Origin of the sequence: Hyphomonas chukchiensis (assembly GCF_000682695.1) — a bacterium.
In the GTDB taxonomy this organism is placed as follows: Bacteria; Pseudomonadota; Alphaproteobacteria; order Caulobacterales; family Hyphomonadaceae; genus Hyphomonas; species Hyphomonas chukchiensis.
In genome coordinates, this window is sequence record NZ_AWFG01000052.1 from 189320 (window position 1) to 209036 (window position 19717).

The window sequence follows — 19717 nt, forward strand, 5'->3', positions numbered from 1 at the left end:
GCCTAGCAGGCTGCGAAGTAGTTTGCGCATTCGTTCGGGCTGAACAGACCGACGAGGCTTCCGATGGTGTTCCACAAGGCATCTACGGTGCGTTCGGCGGCCTTTCTCAAGAGGGCCTTCAGCTTGGCGAAGGCCTTTTCGATCGGGTTGAAGTCGGGGCTGTAGGGCGGCCGAAACACGAGTTCGGCCCCTACAGCCTTGATCAGTTCACGTGCTTTCGTCCCCTTATGGCTTGAGAGATTGTCCAGAATCACTGTGTCGCCGAGCTTGAGGGCCGGCGCGAGGAACTGCTCGACCCACGCGGTGAAGGCCTCGCCATTGATGGGCCCGTCGAAAACGCAGGGCGCGACCATCCCGCTGGTGCGAAGGCCTGCCACCAGCGTCGAGGTCTTCCAGTGCCCGAATGGCACGCTCATGCGCAGCCGCTCGCCACGCCGGCAGCGGCCATGGGTGCGTGCCATGTTCGTTGAGGCCCAGGTTTCATCGACGAACACCTGGCGGTCCGGATCAAGAACGGGCTGGGCTTCGAACCACGCCTCGCGCCGGATCAGGACGTCCGGACGGTCCTGTTCGCTCGCATGGCCGGTCTTTTTTTACGCGTGACGGCGTGGCGATCGAAGAACCGCCAGATTGTCGAGATCGCCGTATGAAAGCCGCGCGCCGACAGGGCGGTGCGTATCTCTTCAAGTGTGATGTCGCCACGCTCCTCCAACAGCGCGAAGATGAAATCGGCATGCTTTTCGATCCTGTGTGACGTGCGGTCGCCGCCCTGGGATTTGGGGCCTGGATCGCCGCGCTCGCGCCGGGCTTGGTCCCAGCGGATGACGCTCGATGCGCTCACGCCAAAGCGTTCTGCCGCAGCCCGGCGGCTCAATCCGGCATCGACCGCAGCCAACGCCCGAACTCTCAGATCAATCGAAAGCGGCTTCCCCATGACAGGCTGACCTCCTTCACCAGCCCCCATGGTGAATCAGAATCCGCCTGCCTTGGGAATCCCTAATGATTCAGGTCGCTCGGAAAACGCCCTAGCGGACTTCATCAGGGCCAGCGGTCGCATACGCCGCGCCAAAAGGTCGGACACATGACCGCATCCCGTCAGATCAACGTCCCTCAAGCTTTGCGCTCGCAGAACCCGGGCCGTCTACACATGACAGTACCGATCCGACCGACCTTAAACCCATCCAAGACGCTTACCATTGCGCCACCAATGCGGACGCTATTGCCTGGATCCGTGCGCAACGGCCTAAACCGAGCAAACTGACATCGACAAAGCAATTTTGATTATCAGGAATGAGCAATAGCTACATTCTGCGCAGCGTCGTCGCCACGTTTCGATCGCCTGAATGGCCAAAGGATTAGACGCTTAAGCACTCGGTAAAAGTTTACAACATCACCGGGGATCATAAAAACCGCAGGCACTACGACTAGCGTCAGGATCGTTGAAGAGGTCAACCCACCAATAAGGAGTGCGCCGAGGGCGTTCCGCCATTCCGCTCCATCAGACGTCGCCAATGCGACGGGCACCATGCCAAAAATTGCCGACAAGGCTGTCATGAGGACGGGGCGCAGACGTTCAGGGCACGCCTGAAGGATCGCGTCTCTTTCTGTCATGCCTTCCGCTATCAACTGGTTTGCCCGGTCGACGAGCAGAATGCCATTCTTCATGACGATCCCCATCAATCCAATGAGACCAATTTGTGCGAACAGGGAGGACTCCAGTCCAAAGTAATAGAGCCCTGCGAATGCCCCCGAAAAACTGAGGGGTGCCGTCACCATGATCACAAGCGGCTGAACGAAGGAATTGAACTGGCTGGCTAGTACCATGTAGAGCGCAATCAAGGCGAGCAACAATGCGAACCCGATCGCGCCAGCAGTTTCTTGCATACGTTCCGCCATGCCGCCCATCGAGTAGGCAACCTCTACGGGCGGCGGGTTGGCTTCAAGTAGCTCCAGCAGCGTGTCTGTCGCCTCCCCCAGTGAAACACCTGTTGCAGAACTCGCCAGCACTGAAATCTTCCGGGCTCGGTCTGATCGATCGATTTGCGAAGGACCGGAAGCGAACTGAACGCGTGATACGGCACCGATATCAACAAGGCGCCCATCAGCGCCGCGCACTTGTATTCGGCTAAAGTCCTGCACGCTTTCCCGCTGATCCTCCTCCAGCCGCAACCGCACGTCATAACGCTTTCCGTCCGCTTCAAAAGTGCCTGCATCAAGTCCGCCAAGGGCAATTCGGGCTGTCTCTGCCAGCGCACGAGCGGAGATACCCTGATCCCCGGCTCTCCGTCGATCAAACAGGATTTGTGCTTCCGGCCGACCGCTCTCAAAGCTTGTTCTTACATCGGCAAAATTGGGGTTGGCGCGCATCTCGCGCACAAGACTATCGGCATATTGCGCAAGGGAGTTGAGATCGGATCCTCTCAACAACAAGTCGATATCCGAACTGCCGGACGTCGTCCCGCCGACCCACGGGACTTCAAGAACGGATATTTTGACCGCCTCGGGCGATGCTATTCGGATGGCCTTGCGGGCTTTATCCATGATTTCGAACTGACCGGTTTGGCGGGCCTGTTTCGGGGTCAAAGATGCGTATAACTCAAGGACATGAATGTCGGCTTGCGCGCCGGATCCGACAGATATGAACACATCTTCAATATCTTCGATCTTGCGGAGTTCAGCATCGCTCTTTTGTGCTGCGTCGAGCGCGGCAACCATTCCAGTGCCAAGTGGCAGCTCAATTGAACCCTGAAACTCACTTCTGTCTGCGCGCGACGTGAAGCCTGAAGGTACGCGAGCGGCGTACCAGGCACCGGCAACAACTGAGGCGACCGCGATAAAAATGACAATAATGCGCAATCGGACCGCGAGCTTGACGAGCCCCGCATACGCCCGGTCAACGCTGTCCCAAAAGGCTTCCAGAGGTCGAAATAATGGCGAAACGCGACCCGATGCGAGGATGCGCGATGCAAGCATCGGCGTAAGTGTCAACGCAACAAGCAAAGAGACCGACACCGAAAGTACGATTGCCAGTCCATATTGGTAGAAGAAACGTCCGACGATGCCATCCATGAAAGCAATCGGAACAAAAACAGCAAGCGTGGCGGCAGTGCCTGCAAATACAGCAAGTCCCACTTTGCGTGTGCCGTCCAGCGCAGCTTGATGAGGCGACTTTCCCTTTTCAAGTTCTTTCATGATCGCTTCGACAACAACGATGGCGTCATCAACGAGCAACCCAATCGCAACCGTGAGCGCCAGAAGGGTCAGGACATTGATTGTGAAGCCGAGGAGGTAAAAACCAAAAAAGGTCGCCACGAGGGATGTCGGGATCGCCATGGCAACAATGATGGTCGCTCTGACTTTAAGGAGGAAAATAAAAGTCACTGCAACAACGAGCCCAATCGCGATCACCACGTCATGGGCCACATCCTCGATTGAACTCTCAATGAACTTCGACACGTCTCGTGTCGCGATAATGGTCACACCGGCGGGCGCAAGCTCACGCAATTCTTCTGTGGCGGCCTTCACATTGTGCGCGACCTCCACAGTATTTCGACCTGACTGCTTCCTGATATCAAGTGAGATACCTCGTCTGCCATTGAGCATCGCTGCAGAGCGCTCATCCTCAAGCCCATCCTCAACGCGTGCCACGTCGGAAATTCGGATTGTGACGCCGTTTTCGCGGTACGCGACAGGCAAATCCATGAAGCCGGTTGCATGGGTAACTTCGGCGACGGTTTTGACACCAAATTCTCGCGTGCCAGCAGCGGTTTCCAGCCGCCCACCGGGAAGCTCAGCGTGCTCGCTTTGTATTGCTTGACTCACATCGTCGGCAGTGACACCAAAGGCGCGCAGGCGTTCATTGTCGAGCCAGATGCGCACGGCGCGTTCACGACCTCCCACCAAATTCACAGCGCCCACACCATCGAGGCGTTGAAGACGTTCCTTGGCGACATCGTCTGCAAAGGCCGTCAGCTCAGCAATCGGTATATCGCCTGCAATCATAACGGAAATGATCGGTGCCGCATCCGGGTCGACCTTGTCCACGATTGGCGGGTCCATATCCGGTGGCAACTCTGCCAGGGCAAGCTGCACCTTGTCTCGCACATCCTGAACTTTTTCGCGGGCGTCCGAACTTAAATCGAACTCGATTAGAATTTGCGTGCGCCCTTCACTCGAAAAGGATTGCAGCGTCTCTATTCCATCGATTGTATTGATATACTCTTCCAGAATGTCGGTGACTTCCGACTCCATGGTTTCCGGAGATGCGCCGTCCAACACGGCCGTCACATTCACATAAGGAAATTCTACATCGGGGAACAAGTCAACGCCCAGGCGCCCTATCGACATATAGCCAAGACCAACTAATGATGCGATGATCATTACGGCGAATACGGCGCGACGGATCGATAGATCAACCAGCCACATCATGAGGATGAAGGCTCAATCTTCGCACCATCGTAAAGTGGCCCGGACGCGGTCACGATCACCTTGTCTTCGTCCGTCAGTCCACCCATAATTTCAACACGATCCGCGTCGATATCGGATACTTTGACAGGGCGTCGGTGCACCTGAGTGTCTGCGGCGATGTATACGTAGCGCGCATCGCCTGTGCCATGGACTGCTGACCGTGGCAGGACTGTGGCTGATCGCGGATCGACATCCACTTCTGCGCGCACCGATTGCCCGGCCTTGACACCGCAATCAGGGTTCACGAACGCCATGCGAAATTCAATCATGCGCGACGTTGGGTCCACGCGGTCGTTCAGAATAACAATCTCTGACTCTATCGGATCACTCCGGCCATCGACAAAAAGACGACCCGTCAAGCCGAGCCGCAAACGCGTGAGTTCAGCCTCAGGCGCAAACAATATCCCTGCCGCGATCCTGCATTCTTGCACTTGAACCACGGCAGAATTTCCCATTCCGGAAAATCTGTTCGCCATGAAGACGCCTTCATCAATATACCGCGCTGTTATGGAGCCATCAAACGGCGCCCGCACGATCGTATCTGTGAGCATTTGGTTTGCGGTTTCCACTTCCGTCTGCCTGAGACGCAAATTGGCTTTCGCCACTAATAGTCCGGTTTTGGCGTCATCAAAGACCACCTCGGCAACCACACCTTCGGGAGCGAGCGGCGCGTACCGGTTCACGAGCGTTTGGGCGCGGTCAACTTCAGCCGCAGCAACATCTTGCATAGCTTCAGCCTCGACAAGCCTCCGTTCAAAATCAACTTGACGCGTGCGAAAAAGCAGATCGCCCTTACTGACGCGGTCTCCGACACGCACGAAGATTCGGTCGACGACCCCTTCTGCCAACGCGCCAATATCGCTGGTCTGTTTGGCAGCAATCGTCCCAGAAGCTATCAGAGGTTCGACCAACATGGTCGTTTCTGCGGATACAGTTTCAACCAAAACGAGCGCCGTCTCGGCTTCAGACATCAAATCGTCTGCCGGCGCGGCAACCTGGACTTCAGGCTCCGTCTCTCGGCAACCCAGGAGCAGAACAGGCATAAAGCAGAGCGCAATCACCGGACGGATCATCATGAACGCCTTGGCATCTGATAAGCACCGCGTCCGCTCGAAAGCAGGGCTCCGTCTGCGTTCATAACCGAGGCTTCGGCGACTGAGAGTGTCGAGCCCAGACGGACAATCTTTCCCGTCGCAATAAGTGTTCCAGGTGTTGCAGGCTTGTGAAAATCAACCCTCAAGTCTGCGGTCGCGATTGGCATATTTCCTGCGGCCAGCAAGGCATAAAAGCCCGTCAGATCGATGAGCGCAGCGAGAACACCGCCGTGCGCAGATTGTGTGCGTGGATTGGAGACAACTTCGTCCCGCCAAGGCATTTCCAGCATGATCGTTCCGGTGTCCAGACTTACGGCGTTGAGTCCAAGCCAACGGTGAAACGGAGCCGCATCAAGCGCAGTCTGCACCTGGTCGAGAGTAAGCGATGAGGCATTCATGCAGGGGTTTCCTCTCGTATCTGACGCAGGAAGGACGCAACAGCTTCGGTAAACACATCATTCCGGTCTCCCGCCACCATGTGTCGCGCTCCGGCAACGTCGGTGAAGTGAGCTTGCGGAGCCAGTGATCGAAATGCCGTGACCGAGTCTTCCGAAACCAACTCGCTCATGCGGCCACGAATGAGATGAAGCGGTACGCGAATGTCTCGTACCGCTTGCTCCAAATCACCTGTGCGGGCAATAGCAGAGCGCCGCATTACGCCGGTGATGAAGGCGGGGTCCCAGTGCCATCGCCAGCGACCGTCATTATCTTGCCGCAAATTCTTGCGCAGCCCTTCCATATCTTTCGGCCGGGGACGATGCGGTAAATAGGTGGCAATCACATCGGCGGCCTGCTCCAGCGAGTCAAAGCCTTCTTCAATGTGAGCGCCCATAAACTCGACAACCTTGGCCACACCGGCGGCGTCCATATTCGGCGCAATGTCGACGAGTGTAACAGACGCAAATGCATTTCTTGACAGCACGCCCGCAGCAACGATGGCGGCAAGTCCTCCAAGCGAAGCACCGACGATGTGCGGCCGCCCGCCCCCACCTGCCACGCGTTCACCAACTTCAATAAGGTCTCTCGCTATGGCTTCGAGCGAATAATCTCCGTCAGCGGCCCAATCGCTTTCACCATGTCCGCGAAGATCCAACGCAATTGAGCGATACCCTTCAAATGCGAGCGCTTTGGCTGCGCCCCTCCAGGCGTGGCGGGTTTGCCCTCCACCATGCGCAAAAATTATCGGGGGTGCGGCAGGATCACCGAACGAACTCTGCGCCAGTTTCAGTCTATTTGCGTGAAGATACCCATCACTGTTGCTCAATATGTGTCTCCACTTTAGATATTTGTAAGTTTCCTATTGTTAAGTTACCTTACTGTTTTTGTAAACGGAGAATTCGATGGCGGTTTCCACACGATCGCACGGGACAGATATCAAAGAGGATCCAAGGATTGATTTCAGTTTCCTTCTTGGCGAGGTCACCCGCCTTTTGCGCGGAGCGTTCGATCATGAAATGGAAGCCATTGGTCTGACACGATCGCAATGGCATGTACTTGTTTATGTTCTGAAAATGGATGGTCCGACGCAGACTGCACTTGCAGAAGCGCTCGATATTGCGCGCCCATCAGTTGGAGCACTCATAGACCAGCTCGAGAACTCGGGCTATGTCTCGCGTGAGCGTGATGCCCATGACCGGCGCGTCTGGCGGATCATGCCAACCCAGTTGGCCAGCCAGCGCGCGGAAGCCTTTGCGCAGTCTGCCGAACGCGTTGCGACGCAAGTCTTTGCTTCCATAGAAGACCGAGATCTATCGGCGGCCATGGCTTTGCTCTCAACCCTCCGCGAGAACCTGATCTCTCCAACTCCCGACCGACTGGAAAAAGACGGGAATTGCTAGCGCGGATCGTGAGCCAAGTATCAAGTCTGGGTATCCGCGCTTTTCAAGTAACCCCAAAACGGGCTGCGAAAACTTCTTTTTCCACTCAGATTGTGCTGAAAAGTCAAAAATCGCAGTTCACACCGTATACGGATAGCTATAAGTCACTGTATCGGCTCAACAAAATTCTTCGAGAAATGTTCAAAATTAGTGATTTTCGATTTTGGGGACTTTTTCAACACAATCACTCACAAAGAGAATGTTGGTTCGCCTTTAGACGCCACCCCACAAGTTGACCTGGCGCATTGTCTCAATCTGCGATTACGGATATTATTCACGGAATTATCCCAGCACCAATAAGCCCGGAACTGTCTGCATTCATAGTGGTATTCGCCATGAATGCAGACAAGGCCCTGAACACCAGCGAACAATTCCGGCATTCGGCGGCAGAACGACGACCTGAATCGTCTTAAGCAAAGTCAGCGAAGCACCTAACGGTATTTCGCTGACTTTCAAATGTTAAACGAACCTACCTAGCCGCCTCAAGGTCAGTTACGCTTACATCAACGTCAGAAACGAAGACGGGCGGTTGCTCCGAAGGTCAGAGGTGGCGACAGGAACGCTCCAACAGCGGTTCCAGGCGCTGTTTGCGTGGCAGCATTGCCCTGGAGGGGCGTATCGAAAGCCAGCTCGTAATAGTCCTCGTCAAACAGGTTCTGCGCCCAAACCTCCAGCTCAAACGGTGAATTGTCGCTATAGAATGCCATCCTCGCATTGACCACGACCAAATCGTCAACTTCCTTGAGCGGATCGAGGTTCGACCCTGTATTATACCGTGAAGTGAATCGGCTCGACACATTGAATCTCGCATCCCAGTCGCTGATAAACGGGGTCTCATAAGTTGCGGCCAACGTTCCGGACCAGCGGGGCGCGAACGAAATCGTGCTTCCCGGCAGACGCGGGGGGGCAAAAAAGTCTACCGCTTCGAAATCGTCATACTGGGTTTCCGCATAGACGAGGCCGCCCTGAAGCGTCAGTCCTTCAAGCTGTTCAGGCAGGTATCGGATATCGAACTCAGCGCCCTTGGAAATCACACCGGGAACGGATGTCACGATGAAACTCGTACCGGTGAACGTGTTGAGCTGAAAGTCGCTATATTCCTGATAGAATATCGCACCATTGAAGAACAAGCTATTTGCCGCATTGTTGGTCTTGAAGCCGACCTCATACGCATCCACAGTTTCGGGATCGAAACCGGTGTCCAGATTCGGTTGAAACGGCGTGGGATCTGAGGGACCAAACTGGCTGCGGTCAAGGTTGAAACCACCGGCCTTGTAACCGCGCGAATAGGACGCGTAGGACATCAGATTTTCATTGACCCGATATGCCCCCTTCACTGTACCTGACAAATCGTCGTCAGAGCGATCCTGCGTGGATCTCACACCGACGAAGTTGTCGTTCGTCCAAGGCAAGCAAAGCGTTGGGGTCAACCCACCTGCAGCCCCAAATACAGTCAAGGCTGTGGCACAGCTACCTGCATTGCCATCAAAATTGGATTCCAGCGTCTTCTCATCGATCGTATAACGAAGGCCGACGGTCAGGTCGAACTGATCGGTCAAGCTGAACGTATTGTTCGTAAAGATCGCGTATGTGTCCGAAGATTGTTCATAAACGTCCGCAGTTGCATTGGCCTCACCCGTGTAAATGTTACCGGGCAGCGCAGCGAGATTGAACGCACCACCGCTCGCACCGAGCAGCAATTGCTGAAAGTAGAAAAAGTAATCATTGCCGTAACGGATGAAATCTGAACGGTCGAGAGTCTCATTTGCGTAGAAGGCACCCACCTGCCAGTCAATGTTGTCGGTGGCACCTGCGAACCGCAACTCCTGGCTGAAAGTCGCAAAAGCATCCACGGAAGTTTCATCATCACGATACCAAAGATCAGCCGCGCTGAAATCGGTATCTTGACCCGAGCCATTTTCCCAGTCGCGATACGATGTGATGGATGTCAGTTCACCGAATCCGGTCTGCCACTTGATATTGGCTGACACGCCCCAGTCTTCGGTCGTCTGCGTGGCGTCGCGGTTCGCAAAGGCGACGCGATCGAACGGATCGATCGGGAAAGCAGAGGCACCATCGCCGCCGGCCAACAGCGTAACCAGCGGGCCTCTGGCCGGGTCCACCGAGACATAGTCACCCATGCAACAATCTTCTTCCCGGTCAGTATAGTCAGCCGAGAGAAGGATTTCGAGGTCGCCCGAAGGCTCAAAAAGAAGCTGGCCTCGAAAGGAGTAGAAGTCATACTGACTCGTTTCGTCTTCGGTACGCGGACCATTGCCCGTCTTTACGTCGAGAAGACCGCCGCGCTCCTCATAGACCCCAAAAAGGCGACCGCTCACTGTTTCAGAAAGCGGTCCGGTAACTTCTGCAGAGGTGCGAAGGAAGCCTTCGTTGCCGATCCCGACCTCGAAGATAGACTCAAGCTCGTCAGACGGTTTCTTGGTAATGATATTTATAACGCCCGCAGAAGTCGACTTGCCAAACAAGGTGCCTTGCGGCCCTTTTAGCACTTCGATTCGCTCGATTTCGCCGAGATCTCCAAAGGAAACGCCATTCCTGGCGCGCGGAACCCCATCGATAACGACGCCGACGGAACTTTCGAGGCCAGGATTGTCTCCTACCGTGCCAATGCCGCGAATACGCGCCGTCGTATTTGCTTGCTTTGACGACGAAGTCACAAGCAGGCCGGGCGTAACGACCGTCAGATCTTTAATATCCTTAACGCCCGCATCACTGAGAAGTTCACCGGACAAAGCCGTCACAACGATCGGCACATCTTGCAGACTTTGCTCGCGCTTTTGCGCCGTAACTGTAATTGCGCCCAGACGACGTGTGGTCTCTGCGTTTTCGGTTGTCGATGTAGTACCCTGCTCGTCCACTTCAACTTGTGCATGAGCACCTGCGGCGAGCAGCAATGCCGCCAAAGATACCGAAGCAGTTGTCTTAGACAGCGTGTTAAAATAATGCACCTGGTTTCCTCCTTATGTTTATAGCGTACTGTATGCTATATTACTTTTCTGCGATGTGAATATTCATTTTGCCCACTGCCAGAAATCGTCGCAATGTGATGCAAATTTGCAATAGATGTAAGCGCTAGACCGAACGCGCGACAGTCGGCTCAATTCAAGGCAATCTCATTGACCCATATTTGTGAAGGCTCGGACGTCGGCAAGCATCTTGTCTTTTTGCATTGTCGCGGGAAGGGTGCGTGTTTACCAGCGTAACGGCCAAGGCGCGACGATTTGACGTCTCATCAGGAAGCGCGTTGCCAGCTGTCGCGACCGAACGAGGCATGGAGCACAGGTTTCGTCCACGTCCCACTCTACGACGGTTGCAAGATCAGAACCCTGAACATCATCGATGCCTTCACCAGACTTGTTCCAGCCATTGACTTTCGAGGGACGTACGCCGGTGCCGATATCGCTGAAACACTCGAACGGGTCTGCTCAAAACTTGAGCTATCCGGGTCGATCAGGGGCCGGACTTCACCTGGAAAGGTAGTCATCCCTGAAAATAAGCGACTTGAAAACTGGACTTCTCCGGCGTTGATTATCGACGGAGACGAGAATGAAGAAATCGCGATTCACAGACGCGCATATCCTTGCGAACTGGAGCTGAATTTGTAGATCAAGCCGAGGAAACGCCTGGTTCGGGAAGTTCCGGGCCCCTGGCGGTTCTGGAGCGGCCGAACGAAATGTGGTCGATGGACTTCATGGCCGACCAACTCGGCGATGGCTGGTCCTTCCGGACGCTAAATGTCCTCGAGGACTTTTACCGCGAAGGCCTTGGTATCGAAGTAGACTTCTCCCTGCCTGCAGCCCGTGTCGTTCGCATGCTTGAGCAAATCATTGAAGGGCTCGGAAAGCCGATGGGCATGCGCGTGGACAACGGGGCCGAAAAATATCAGTGGCAAGCTGCAGACCTGGGCAGCAAAGCGCGGCATTGGCATCTTCTGCATCCAGCCTGGCAAGCCGCAGCAGTATGCCTATGTCGAGCGCTACAATCGGACCGTTCGGCAGGAATGGCCAGGACGGTTCATCTTCAATGCGATCAAGAAGGTCAAGGAACACGCTACGCGGTGGCTCTGGATTTACAACAATCAGCGCCCGGACATGGGCATCGGCGGGATTACCCCGCCATGGAACTGAAACTTTCTGCGTAAAGTTCAGGAACCTGGCAGCTTAAAAATAGGATGATTACCGTTCACCACGCTCATTCCGCGCTTGGGATTAGCTTTTCAAGACATCGACGGAAATCTCTAAGATCTTTCTCGTCGAAATCCGCAAATAACTCAGCGGCCGCACGTCTTCCGGCCCGATCAATTTTGGACTGCCGGGAGACTGCCAATCTAGAAGGCACAACCCTCCACACACGACGATCATCGCTGTCCGCGACCCGGGATACATATCCACTTCGCTCCAACTGGTCTATCAGAGACCCGACAGAAGCTCGCCCCAGCTCCAATATCTCGGCTAACTCGGTTTGCGTAGGGTTAGAAAGCCGAAAAACATACAGCATCGCTCTCCATTGAGCCCGCGTGAGTTCCAAGGATGCCATATCCATATCAAATCGACGCCGAAGCACGCGCGTAACACGGCTTATCAGAAAAGCCAGCTCAACTCGCTCATCGCTCCAGAAATCATTGTCAGCGAATCTCAGAATTTTCTCTTGGGGCATTCCAACCAAACCTAGCCATGGTGTCAAAAGTTCACTCTGGCTTTGTGCAGCTCGAAATTCAACCGCTATATTCAAAGCAGGAAAAAAGTGCTGGCTAGATTAATCTAGCCAGCAAGTCTACCGAAACTGCGGAATGTAGGAGGAGGCCTTCCTGACGATGTGATACTTTCCTCACTTCGTCAGGGCGACTGGTTTGACATTCCACCGCTCAGACAAGCCGCAGGCACTCGTGCTACCGGCTGTTGCCAACCCTAATACACGAAATTTCCGCACGGGTCCATACTGTATGTAAGCAAACGGACTTTTGCCGACCCTTCATCGGCCTCCCGACGGCCCATTTGCTTGCATATGGTATGCATTCATACAATGTGACCTGATATCCATTTGGTCCCGCATTTGAATGGAGAGTCTGTCGCAACGGAGACAGACAATGCGCAAAAGCAAATTCACTAAGGAACAGATCATCGCGATCCTGGCTGAACAGGAACGAGGCGTGGCAACCGCAGACGTGTGCCGGCGTCATGGTGTCAGCTCGGCCAACTTCTATATCTATGGACGGCTCTCCCGGTGCAAGCGATTTGAGTCCTGATCGAACCGGTATTGGATGCCAACATCTACTGGCAACGACCCGCAACGTGACGGCATCGCCTGGTGCCCAGACGCACATGCCCTTGCGCTTCTCCACCATCCGGACATGCTTGCGCCGGGCGGCATGGCGAAGGGCCTGGACGACCTTGAAGACGACCGAATTGCGCAGCGTGGCATCCGTCGCGTCAAGTCGGCGCTCGATCATCACCCGCTCGGCGAGATCCCGGGTTGTGAGTTCGCCATCGACCTCAAGATGGCGCACACAGATGTCGGTGAACAGCCGGATCGACGCATTTATATGAGCCAGGTCGTGCTTCGCCTGCGCGATCTGAGCCTGGTACGCCGTGATCCGCCCGTGGATCTCGGCGCGCTTGTCCTTCACACACACCTTGGGTGTGCCTGCTCCTCCCAAAGGGAGAGAATGCTTCTGAGTGCAGTTAAAAAAGCTAATGGCTGATCGAGCATCAAATGGTGGCGCGCCTCAGGTACGGCGATTATCGGAATGTCACCGCCCCCCAGCTCGCGGATGTAGTCAGCCGAGTCCCTGGTAAAGAGCTGACTCTTTCCGCCATGAACGATGATCTTGCGGCCCGGCGCATTCACGAGTCGATGGCCGATTGTGAGCCATTCGTCGGACTTATTGCTTCGTCGGAATACCTCAGGTGAGAACTTCCATGTCCAACCGTCACCGTCGCGCCGCATTGAATGATACGCCATGTAATCTAGGAGGAACGGCTCGCCGACCGGCTGGGGCGGGGAAAGGACGTATCTTTTGCGCGCCTCTTCATAGCTCGCATAGGGCCGGTTGGGCTTGTCAGGATCACCTGATCCCGGGCTGGAGCGGCGATGGTTCCAGTATTGCTCCAGGAGCTCGGCTCGCATGACCATGAGATCGCAAATCACGACGCCGGAGAATGCATCGGGCGACAGGGTCACGGCTGTCAGCGCTGCGCCCGCGCCGAAACTGTGCGCGATGATGGTGGGTTTGTGGCCATCTGTAAACAGATCGAGTGCCTCGGCAATCTCATCAAACTCGCGCCCCCTTGCCGCGGGATCGGCTTGCCCGCGCATCTCCGTGTCGCCCATGCCGGCGAGATCGAACGCCACCACGTCGTAATCTTCCGCGAGAAACGGAGCGATGAAGGCAAAGCAACGGGCGTGGGAGAGAAAGCCATGTGTCATAAGCACTTTCGGCTTTTTCCGGTCGCCCCAGCGAAAGTAATGCGTCCTGGCACCGTCGATCTCAACATAACCTTCTTCGCGCGGCACCTTGAGGGCCGACACAAACCATTCCGGCAGATGCGAACCATCGCCGGCCCAGACAGGGTCGATGTCGTCGGGAAAATCTCCAATCTTGGACAATACGTTCATTTCGTTAAGTGTTCCTTGCTAGTGGGTTTGTCGATCACGAAGCCGCGATACTCCTCGTTCGCTACATCTTCGCAGAGTGCGACATAGCCAGACACGCTTGGAAAATTGATCAGTTGACGCTTCTTGCCCGGGATGTTTGCGCCCATGTACCAAGAATCCGCTTCGGGAAAGAGTGTCATCGCGCCTGCTTGGGCAACCATTTCGGTCCAGCCCGTTTCAGCTGCCGGATCGGCTTCGAAAAGATCGACACCATTTTCCCGCATCCAGACCAGAAAGTCGCAGATCCAGTCACCCTGTATCTCTGCGCTGGTCGGGCCGTTTGAGAAACCCGACGGGCTGAGTGGCCCGTATGCGAACAGCATATTGGGAAAGCCCGCTACTGCCATGCCCAGATAGGCGCGTACTCTGTCTTCCCACGCATGGGAAAGTGATAGGCTGTTCGTCCCCGTGATGTTCATATCGATCAGCCCGCCGCGCCCAGCATCGAAGCCGGTGGCGAAAACGATGAGGTCGCATTCCATCTCGCCGTCATCGGTCTCGATCGCGTGCGGCTTGACCCGGATGATCGGAGTTGCCTTGAGATCGACCAGCGCGACATTCTCCTGCGCGAAAATCTCGTAGTATCCCTGCTCGAGCGAAGGTCTCTTCGTGCCGAATGGATGCGGCGGTTCGGAAGGCGCGAGCAGCTCAACAAGGTTGGGGTTGACAATCCTTGCGCGAACCTTGTCGCGCCAGAAATCATAGGCGTGGCGGTTAGCTTCGCGATTGATAAGCAGGTCGGCGAAATTGTGATACCAGAACCTGAGGCCACCCTGTTGCCACAGATCTTCAAAGTGCGCGGTGCGCGCTTTCTCGTCAACTTCGAGCGCCGATACGTCTAGCGATTGGCATTCGAACCCTCCGCTCGTCTGCTTGCGCGTTTCGAAGATAGCAGCATAGCCCTTCTTGTCCCGTTCCTGGTCTTCTTCCGAAAGCTTCTTCTGCTGCATAGGCAGCGCCAGGATTGGTGTTCTTTGATAGAGGGTCAGCTTCGATGCGGACTTGGCCGCTTCTTGCGCGACTTGCACACCGCTTGCACCGGTGCCGATCAAGGCAACCTTACGTCCGCTGAGATCGACACCCTGCTGCGGCCAGCGCGCCGTGTGAAACCATTGGCCTTCGAAATCCTCAAGGCCGGGAAAATTGGGGACATACGGCTTTGATGCGAAACCAAGAGCGGGCAACAGGAACCGTGTCGAAACAGTTTTGTCGCTGTCGAGTTGCAGACGCCATTGCTTCGTCTCCTTCTCATAGTGCGCGCCTCTGACCCCTGACCCCATGCGCATCATGGGCCACAGGTCGAGCGTATCGCAAACATGCCGGAAATACGCCCTGAGCTCTTCCCAACCGGGAAATCGCTCGCTCCAGGCCCATGATTTCCACACTTCAGGTATCGAGAACTCGTAAAGCGGAACCTGTGAATCCACTCGTGCGCCTGGATAGCAATTCCAGTACCAGATGCCGCCGGGCTGGGCCGCAGCATCCACCAGCAACACGTTGAACCCAGCGTCACGCAACTTGTGGAGCAGGTAGATCCCGCTGAAGCCGGCACCGACGATTACAGCGTCGTAATCGGGAGAAACCCGATTGCTCACGATGCGACCGTCAAACGTTCGGCGATTGCTTTCGCCGTTGCATAGTCGGCCTTGCCGTTGGATGCACGCAGGGGTTTTTCCGTCGGATGTATGGCCTTGGGCGTTTTGTATCCTGCCAGCTGATCGCGCACATGGTCCTTGACGGCTTGCTCGTCGAACGGGACGTCGTGGTTGAGGTGGACGACGGCGGTGACGGCCTGGCCCCATTTTTCGTCCGTTACACCTACGACCAGCGCTTCACCGATGGCGGGATGGGTCTTGAGCACTTCCTCGACTTCTTCTGGGTATACCTTCTCGCCAGCAGTGTTGATGCATACGCTGCCGCGGCCTAGCAGGGTAAGGCTTCCATCGGCCTCTACCCGGCACCAGTCACCCGGAATCGAATAACGCACGCCATCGATTGTGCGGAATGTCTTGGCGGATTTTTCGGGATCTTTGTAATATCCCATGGGGATGGCCCCCTTGCGGGCGATAAAGCCAGGCACGCCGCTTCCTGGTTCGACTTTCTGGTCGTTTTCGTCGAAGACATCGCAGAATTCGCCAATCCCGAATTTCGCGGTGTTCGTACCGCCCTGTGCAGTCGTGACGGAGAGGCCGAAGCCGAGCCCTTCGGAGGCGCCGAAACTATCCATCAGCACGACCTGGGGAATGTGCTTGCATAGACCGGCCTTAATCTCCTTGCTCCACATCACGCCGGACGAGATGATGGAGACGAGGCTCCTGGTATCCCAGCGCCCCGCGTTTTCTTCGAGCGCGCGAAGCATTGGCTTAGCAAAGGCGTCGCCCACAATTGCGATGCTTTCCACCTGGTGCTTTTCGACCGTTTCCCACAATTCTGAAGCTTCGAAGGAAGGGGCCGTCAGCGTGACGATCGCGCCGCCCGACATGAGCGCACCTATCGCGGTGATGAAGCCCGTCCCGTGCATGAGCGGGCAGGAGGAGAGAGTGCGCCTGCCGGGCCCCTCTTTCTCGATCAGCGCAACATTTTCTTCCAGCGTCTGCGGAACCGGGCCAAGTAACTTCTGCGCGTCCAACTGGGCCTTGCGCATGTCGTCGTGCCGCCACATCACGCCTTTCGGCATCCCGGTCGTGCCGCCGGTATAGATGAAGAGCAAATCGTCGGGTGAGCGTTCGATGCCGAGCGCCGATCCGTCCCCTTTTCCCGCCAGCGTCTCATAGGGACTCGCAAAAGACGCGATTTCGGAAGGGTCGCCAATTTCGACGAAAGTGTGAACCTTCTCGAGCCTATCCTTGAGTTCGACGATACATTCGCGAAACTCCGAACTGTAAACAATCACTTCGCTGTCAGAATCTTGGAAAATGTAGAAAACTTCTTCGGCGCGGTAGCGGTAATTGATGTTCACATGGGTCAAGCGCCCCTTAAAACAAGCCGCCATCAGCTCGCCATATTCGGGGCGGTTGCGCATGTAGAAGGCCACCTTGGCACCATCGCACGCTCCGCGTTGACGCAACGCGCGCGCGATATTATTCGAGCGCGCGGACATTTCGGGCCAAGTGACGATCCGGTCGCCGTGTATCAGCGCCGGAGCGTCCTGAGGCATGGCGGGCTCGACTGCGTCGAGAATGTCACCGAGGTTCCAGTCGATCATGTTCCTTCTCCCTTCCGGACGGGACAGCCAGTCTCGCAGGCCCCCGCAATGAGTGTATTACGCGGCCTTGATCCAGCCTTGCAGTGCTGCCGCCTCGGCCCGCACCGTTTCGGGTCCTCCAAGCACCTGCCGGTCGAATCCAATGCGTTTGAACCAGTAATGCAGACCGATCAGGTCCGTGAATCCCATCCCGCCATGCACTTCGGTGGAAGTGCGGGCGACAAAGCGATGGACTTCGCCGGTGTGTGATTTCGCGTGGCAGGCGACGAGCGATACATCCTCCGGCATCGCGCCAAAGGCGTGAGCTGCATACCAGACAAGCGAGCGGCATGGTTCATGACGTGCGGCCATCTCTGCGCACATGTGCTTCACTGCTTGGAAACTGCCGATAAGACGACCGAACTGTTCGCGCTGTCCAGAATAATCGACAGCTTTTTCGATCATGGCCTGGCCTGCGCCAAGGCTGTCAGCGGCCAAGATCACACGGCCCGCATCGCGCAAACGGGCCGTGGTCGTTCCGTTGTCGTCGGCAAGCAGTTCTGCCTCGGTCCCTCCGAAACGCAATTCTCCGACGCTGCGGGTACGATCAATGGTAGTCAGCGGGATTGTCTCCAGCCTGAATGCATCGGCTGCAGCGAGGTGCAGCCTGCCACCTGCGTCTGCTACAATGTAAGCGTCGGCACCCTCGAAATCCAGGCAGAACAGGGCGGTGCCGTTGAGCCTCCCATCGGCAGAGGAAACGACCGCACCGTCGCGCGCCTCGATCGTCTCGGAAATCGCGACAGCTATACGCGCTTCGCCACTCGCGATCTTCGGCAGCCATTGGGCCTTTTGCTCCTCGCTGCCTGCCTCGCTCAGCGCGATAGGCGCCAGAACATGACTGGCGAGAAAAGGTACCGGCGCGACCGCATAGGCGAGCTGTTCCGCAACTATGGCAGCGTCGAGAAGGGTCATGCCGAGGCCGCCATGCTCTTCCGGTACCAGCATCCCGGGAATTCCCAGGTCCTGCACGGCGCGGAGCACTTTGTCGCTAAGCGGATTGTCACGCTCGGCACATTCGCGGACATGATCGAGCGGGCAGGTATCCGCAAGACACCGCGCAACCGCATCGCGCAACATCTGCTGGTCCTGAGAAAGTCCGAAATCCATTAGGCTGATCCCTGTTTGTGACGCGGCATGTCTGCGGTTGCTTTCGCCGCATCCGAAATCTTCGCCAGCTTCGGTTCGCGCGGCATTTCGAGGCCACGTTCAGCGATGATGTTCTTCTGGATCTGCGCGGTGCCGCCGCCTATTATGAGACCGAGCTGGAACATGTAGTTCCATTGCCACGCGCCTCCGTCTCGCTCGCGCGGGCTGCGATGATAGAGAGTGCCCATCTCGCCCATAGCGTCGATCGCCAGTGCGGAAATCTGGTGGGCAATCTCACAGCTTTGCAGCTTGACGATCAGCTTCGCCATGCCGCCTGGCTCACCCTTGAGGTTGTTCGAAAGGTTACGCATCCCATTGCATTTCATCGCTGACACCTCGGCTTGGAGCGCCACCAGCCGGTCTCGCAGAACCGGATTGTCGATTGCGCGATCCTGTCCGATGGGCTCGTCCTGCATCAGTGCGATCAGCGCCTGCAGCCGGTTTTCGAGCGCGTCGGGATCACCCAGCATTCCGCGCTCATGGCCGAGGGTTGCATTCGCCACGAGCCAGCCCTGGCCCCGCCGGCCTACGATCTGGTCCAGCGGAACGCGGACATCGGTAAAGAACGTTTCGTTGAATTCGGCGTCGCCCGTCATTGTCTTAAGGGGGCGAACCTCGATCCCCGGTGTGTCCATCGAGAAGATCAGGTAGGAAATACCGTCGTGCTTTGATGCGTCGGGTTCGGTTCTGACGAGGCAAAAAATCATGTCGGCCTGCTTCGCCGTACTGGTCCAGATTTTCTGGCCATTGATAACGAACTCGCCATTTTCGACCCGCGCGCTGGTCTTGACGCTGGCCAGGTCCGATCCGGCACCGGGTTCAGAATAGCCTTGGCACCAGACGACCTCGCCCTTCAGCGTGGGTTCGATCCAGCGATGCTTCTGCTCCTCAGTGCCGAGTTCGAGCAAAGTCGGGACGAGCATCGAGATACCTTGGTTCGCGAGCCCGCCCGGCACCCCGGCCCGTGAAAACTCTTCGGAGATAATGCGCGATTTTAGGATGTCCGGTTCGGCTCCGTAACCGCCGTACTCCGCCGGGATCGTGCGGGCTGTGTACCCTTGCTCGATCAGCAGTTTTTGCCATTGGACAGCTTTGGATGAGGGGCGGGCCGCCCGAGCCGCATACGGTGGCGCAAGATGGCCATGCGCTTCGATGAAATCGCGCACCTGTTTGCGGAACGCGTCGTATTCGGGTCCGTAATCGAGATCCAT

14 protein-coding genes and 2 pseudogenes are annotated in these 19717 nt (G+C 56.3%); 4 read left to right on the plus strand and 12 right to left on the minus strand.

Going from position 1 to position 19717, the window contains the following annotated elements:
• Window positions 1-2: 2 nt before the first annotated feature.
• The 5 genes from HY30_RS19815 to HY30_RS15070 all read right to left on the minus strand — a co-directional run bounded on the left by HY30_RS19815 (window position 3) and on the right by HY30_RS15070 (window position 6825).
• Window positions 3-934 (minus strand): IS630 family transposase gene (locus HY30_RS19815; protein ID WP_155839360.1). Its coding sequence is split into 2 segments (ribosomal slippage): window positions 3-595 and window positions 595-934, totalling 933 coding nucleotides; the frame shifts between segments, so codons are not numbered across the junction.
• 350 nt (window positions 935-1284) lie between these two features.
• Window positions 1285-4428 carry an efflux RND transporter permease subunit gene (locus HY30_RS15055; RefSeq protein WP_081812280.1) on the minus strand — a complete coding sequence of 1048 codons (3144 nt, stop codon included), beginning with the start codon at window positions 4426-4428 and terminating at the stop codon, window positions 1285-1287.
• Window positions 4425-5543 (minus strand): efflux RND transporter periplasmic adaptor subunit, encoded by a 1119-nt coding sequence (locus HY30_RS15060; RefSeq protein ID WP_034742424.1) that lies wholly within the window; start codon window positions 5541-5543, stop codon window positions 4425-4427. The genes HY30_RS15055 and HY30_RS15060 overlap by 4 nt, the downstream gene beginning before the upstream one ends.
• Window positions 5540-5959 (minus strand): PaaI family thioesterase, encoded by a 420-nt coding sequence (locus HY30_RS15065; RefSeq protein WP_034742427.1) that lies wholly within the window; start codon window positions 5957-5959, stop codon window positions 5540-5542. The genes HY30_RS15060 and HY30_RS15065 overlap by 4 nt, the downstream gene beginning before the upstream one ends.
• Window positions 5956-6825, minus strand: coding sequence for an alpha/beta fold hydrolase (locus tag HY30_RS15070; RefSeq protein ID WP_034742430.1), 870 nt, complete (start codon window positions 6823-6825; stop codon window positions 5956-5958). The genes HY30_RS15065 and HY30_RS15070 overlap by 4 nt, the downstream gene beginning before the upstream one ends.
• Before the next feature lie 76 nt (window positions 6826-6901).
• On the opposite strand from HY30_RS15070, the gene HY30_RS19450 reads away from it, so the two are divergent.
• Window positions 6902-7399, plus strand: coding sequence for a MarR family winged helix-turn-helix transcriptional regulator (locus HY30_RS19450; protein WP_051615541.1), 498 nt, complete (start codon window positions 6902-6904; stop codon window positions 7397-7399).
• Window positions 7400-7947: 548 nt separating this feature from the next.
• On the opposite strand, the gene HY30_RS15080 is transcribed toward HY30_RS19450, so the two are convergent.
• Complete coding sequence (locus HY30_RS15080; RefSeq protein ID WP_034742432.1) at window positions 7948-10407, minus strand: TonB-dependent receptor; 2460 nt, start codon at window positions 10405-10407, stop codon at window positions 7948-7950.
• A 615-nt stretch (window positions 10408-11022) separates the two neighbouring features.
• Here HY30_RS15080 and HY30_RS20530 point away from each other — a divergent pair.
• Window positions 11023-11600: pseudogene (locus HY30_RS20530) on the plus strand (integrase core domain-containing protein); the annotation flags it as partial.
• 50 nt (window positions 11601-11650) lie between these two features.
• Here the strand turns inward: HY30_RS20530 and HY30_RS20725 are convergent.
• The gene (locus HY30_RS20725; protein WP_051615544.1) at window positions 11651-12115 is read right to left on the minus strand and encodes a MarR family winged helix-turn-helix transcriptional regulator; all 465 of its coding nucleotides are present in this window, start codon (window positions 12113-12115) and stop codon (window positions 11651-11653) included.
• Window positions 12116-12545: 430 nt separating this feature from the next.
• Between HY30_RS20725 and HY30_RS20090 the strand changes: the two are divergent.
• Window positions 12546-12662: pseudogene (locus tag HY30_RS20090) on the plus strand (transposase); the annotation flags it as partial.
• Between the two features lie 57 nt (window positions 12663-12719).
• Window positions 12720-13160, plus strand: a complete 441-nt coding sequence (locus HY30_RS20310; RefSeq protein ID WP_199286285.1) for a hypothetical protein — start codon at window positions 12720-12722, stop codon at window positions 13158-13160.
• Here HY30_RS20310 and HY30_RS15100 read toward each other — a convergent pair.
• Genes HY30_RS15100 through HY30_RS15120 form a run of 5 tightly spaced genes read right to left on the minus strand, consistent with a single transcriptional unit; the run spans window position 13082 to window position 19717 of the window.
• The gene (locus HY30_RS15100) at window positions 13082-14074 is read right to left on the minus strand and encodes an alpha/beta fold hydrolase (RefSeq protein ID WP_034742436.1); all 993 of its coding nucleotides are present in this window, start codon (window positions 14072-14074) and stop codon (window positions 13082-13084) included. The two genes, HY30_RS20310 and HY30_RS15100, sit on opposite strands and share 79 nt — an antisense overlap.
• Complete coding sequence (locus tag HY30_RS15105; protein ID WP_034742439.1) at window positions 14071-15708, minus strand: flavin-containing monooxygenase; 1638 nt, start codon at window positions 15706-15708, stop codon at window positions 14071-14073. The genes HY30_RS15100 and HY30_RS15105 overlap by 4 nt, the downstream gene beginning before the upstream one ends.
• A complete protein-coding gene (locus tag HY30_RS15110; protein WP_034742442.1) occupies window positions 15705-17318 on the minus strand; it encodes an acyl-CoA synthetase in 1614 nt (537 codons plus the stop codon). Before HY30_RS15110 ends, HY30_RS15105 begins: the two co-directional genes overlap by 4 nt.
• Window positions 17319-17375: 57 nt before the next feature.
• A complete protein-coding gene (locus HY30_RS15115; RefSeq protein ID WP_034742445.1) occupies window positions 17376-18467 on the minus strand; it encodes an acyl-CoA dehydrogenase family protein in 1092 nt (363 codons plus the stop codon).
• Entirely contained in the window at window positions 18467-19717 is a 1251-nt protein-coding gene (locus tag HY30_RS15120) for an acyl-CoA dehydrogenase family protein (RefSeq protein WP_034742447.1), read from the minus strand. Before HY30_RS15120 ends, HY30_RS15115 begins: the two co-directional genes overlap by 1 nt.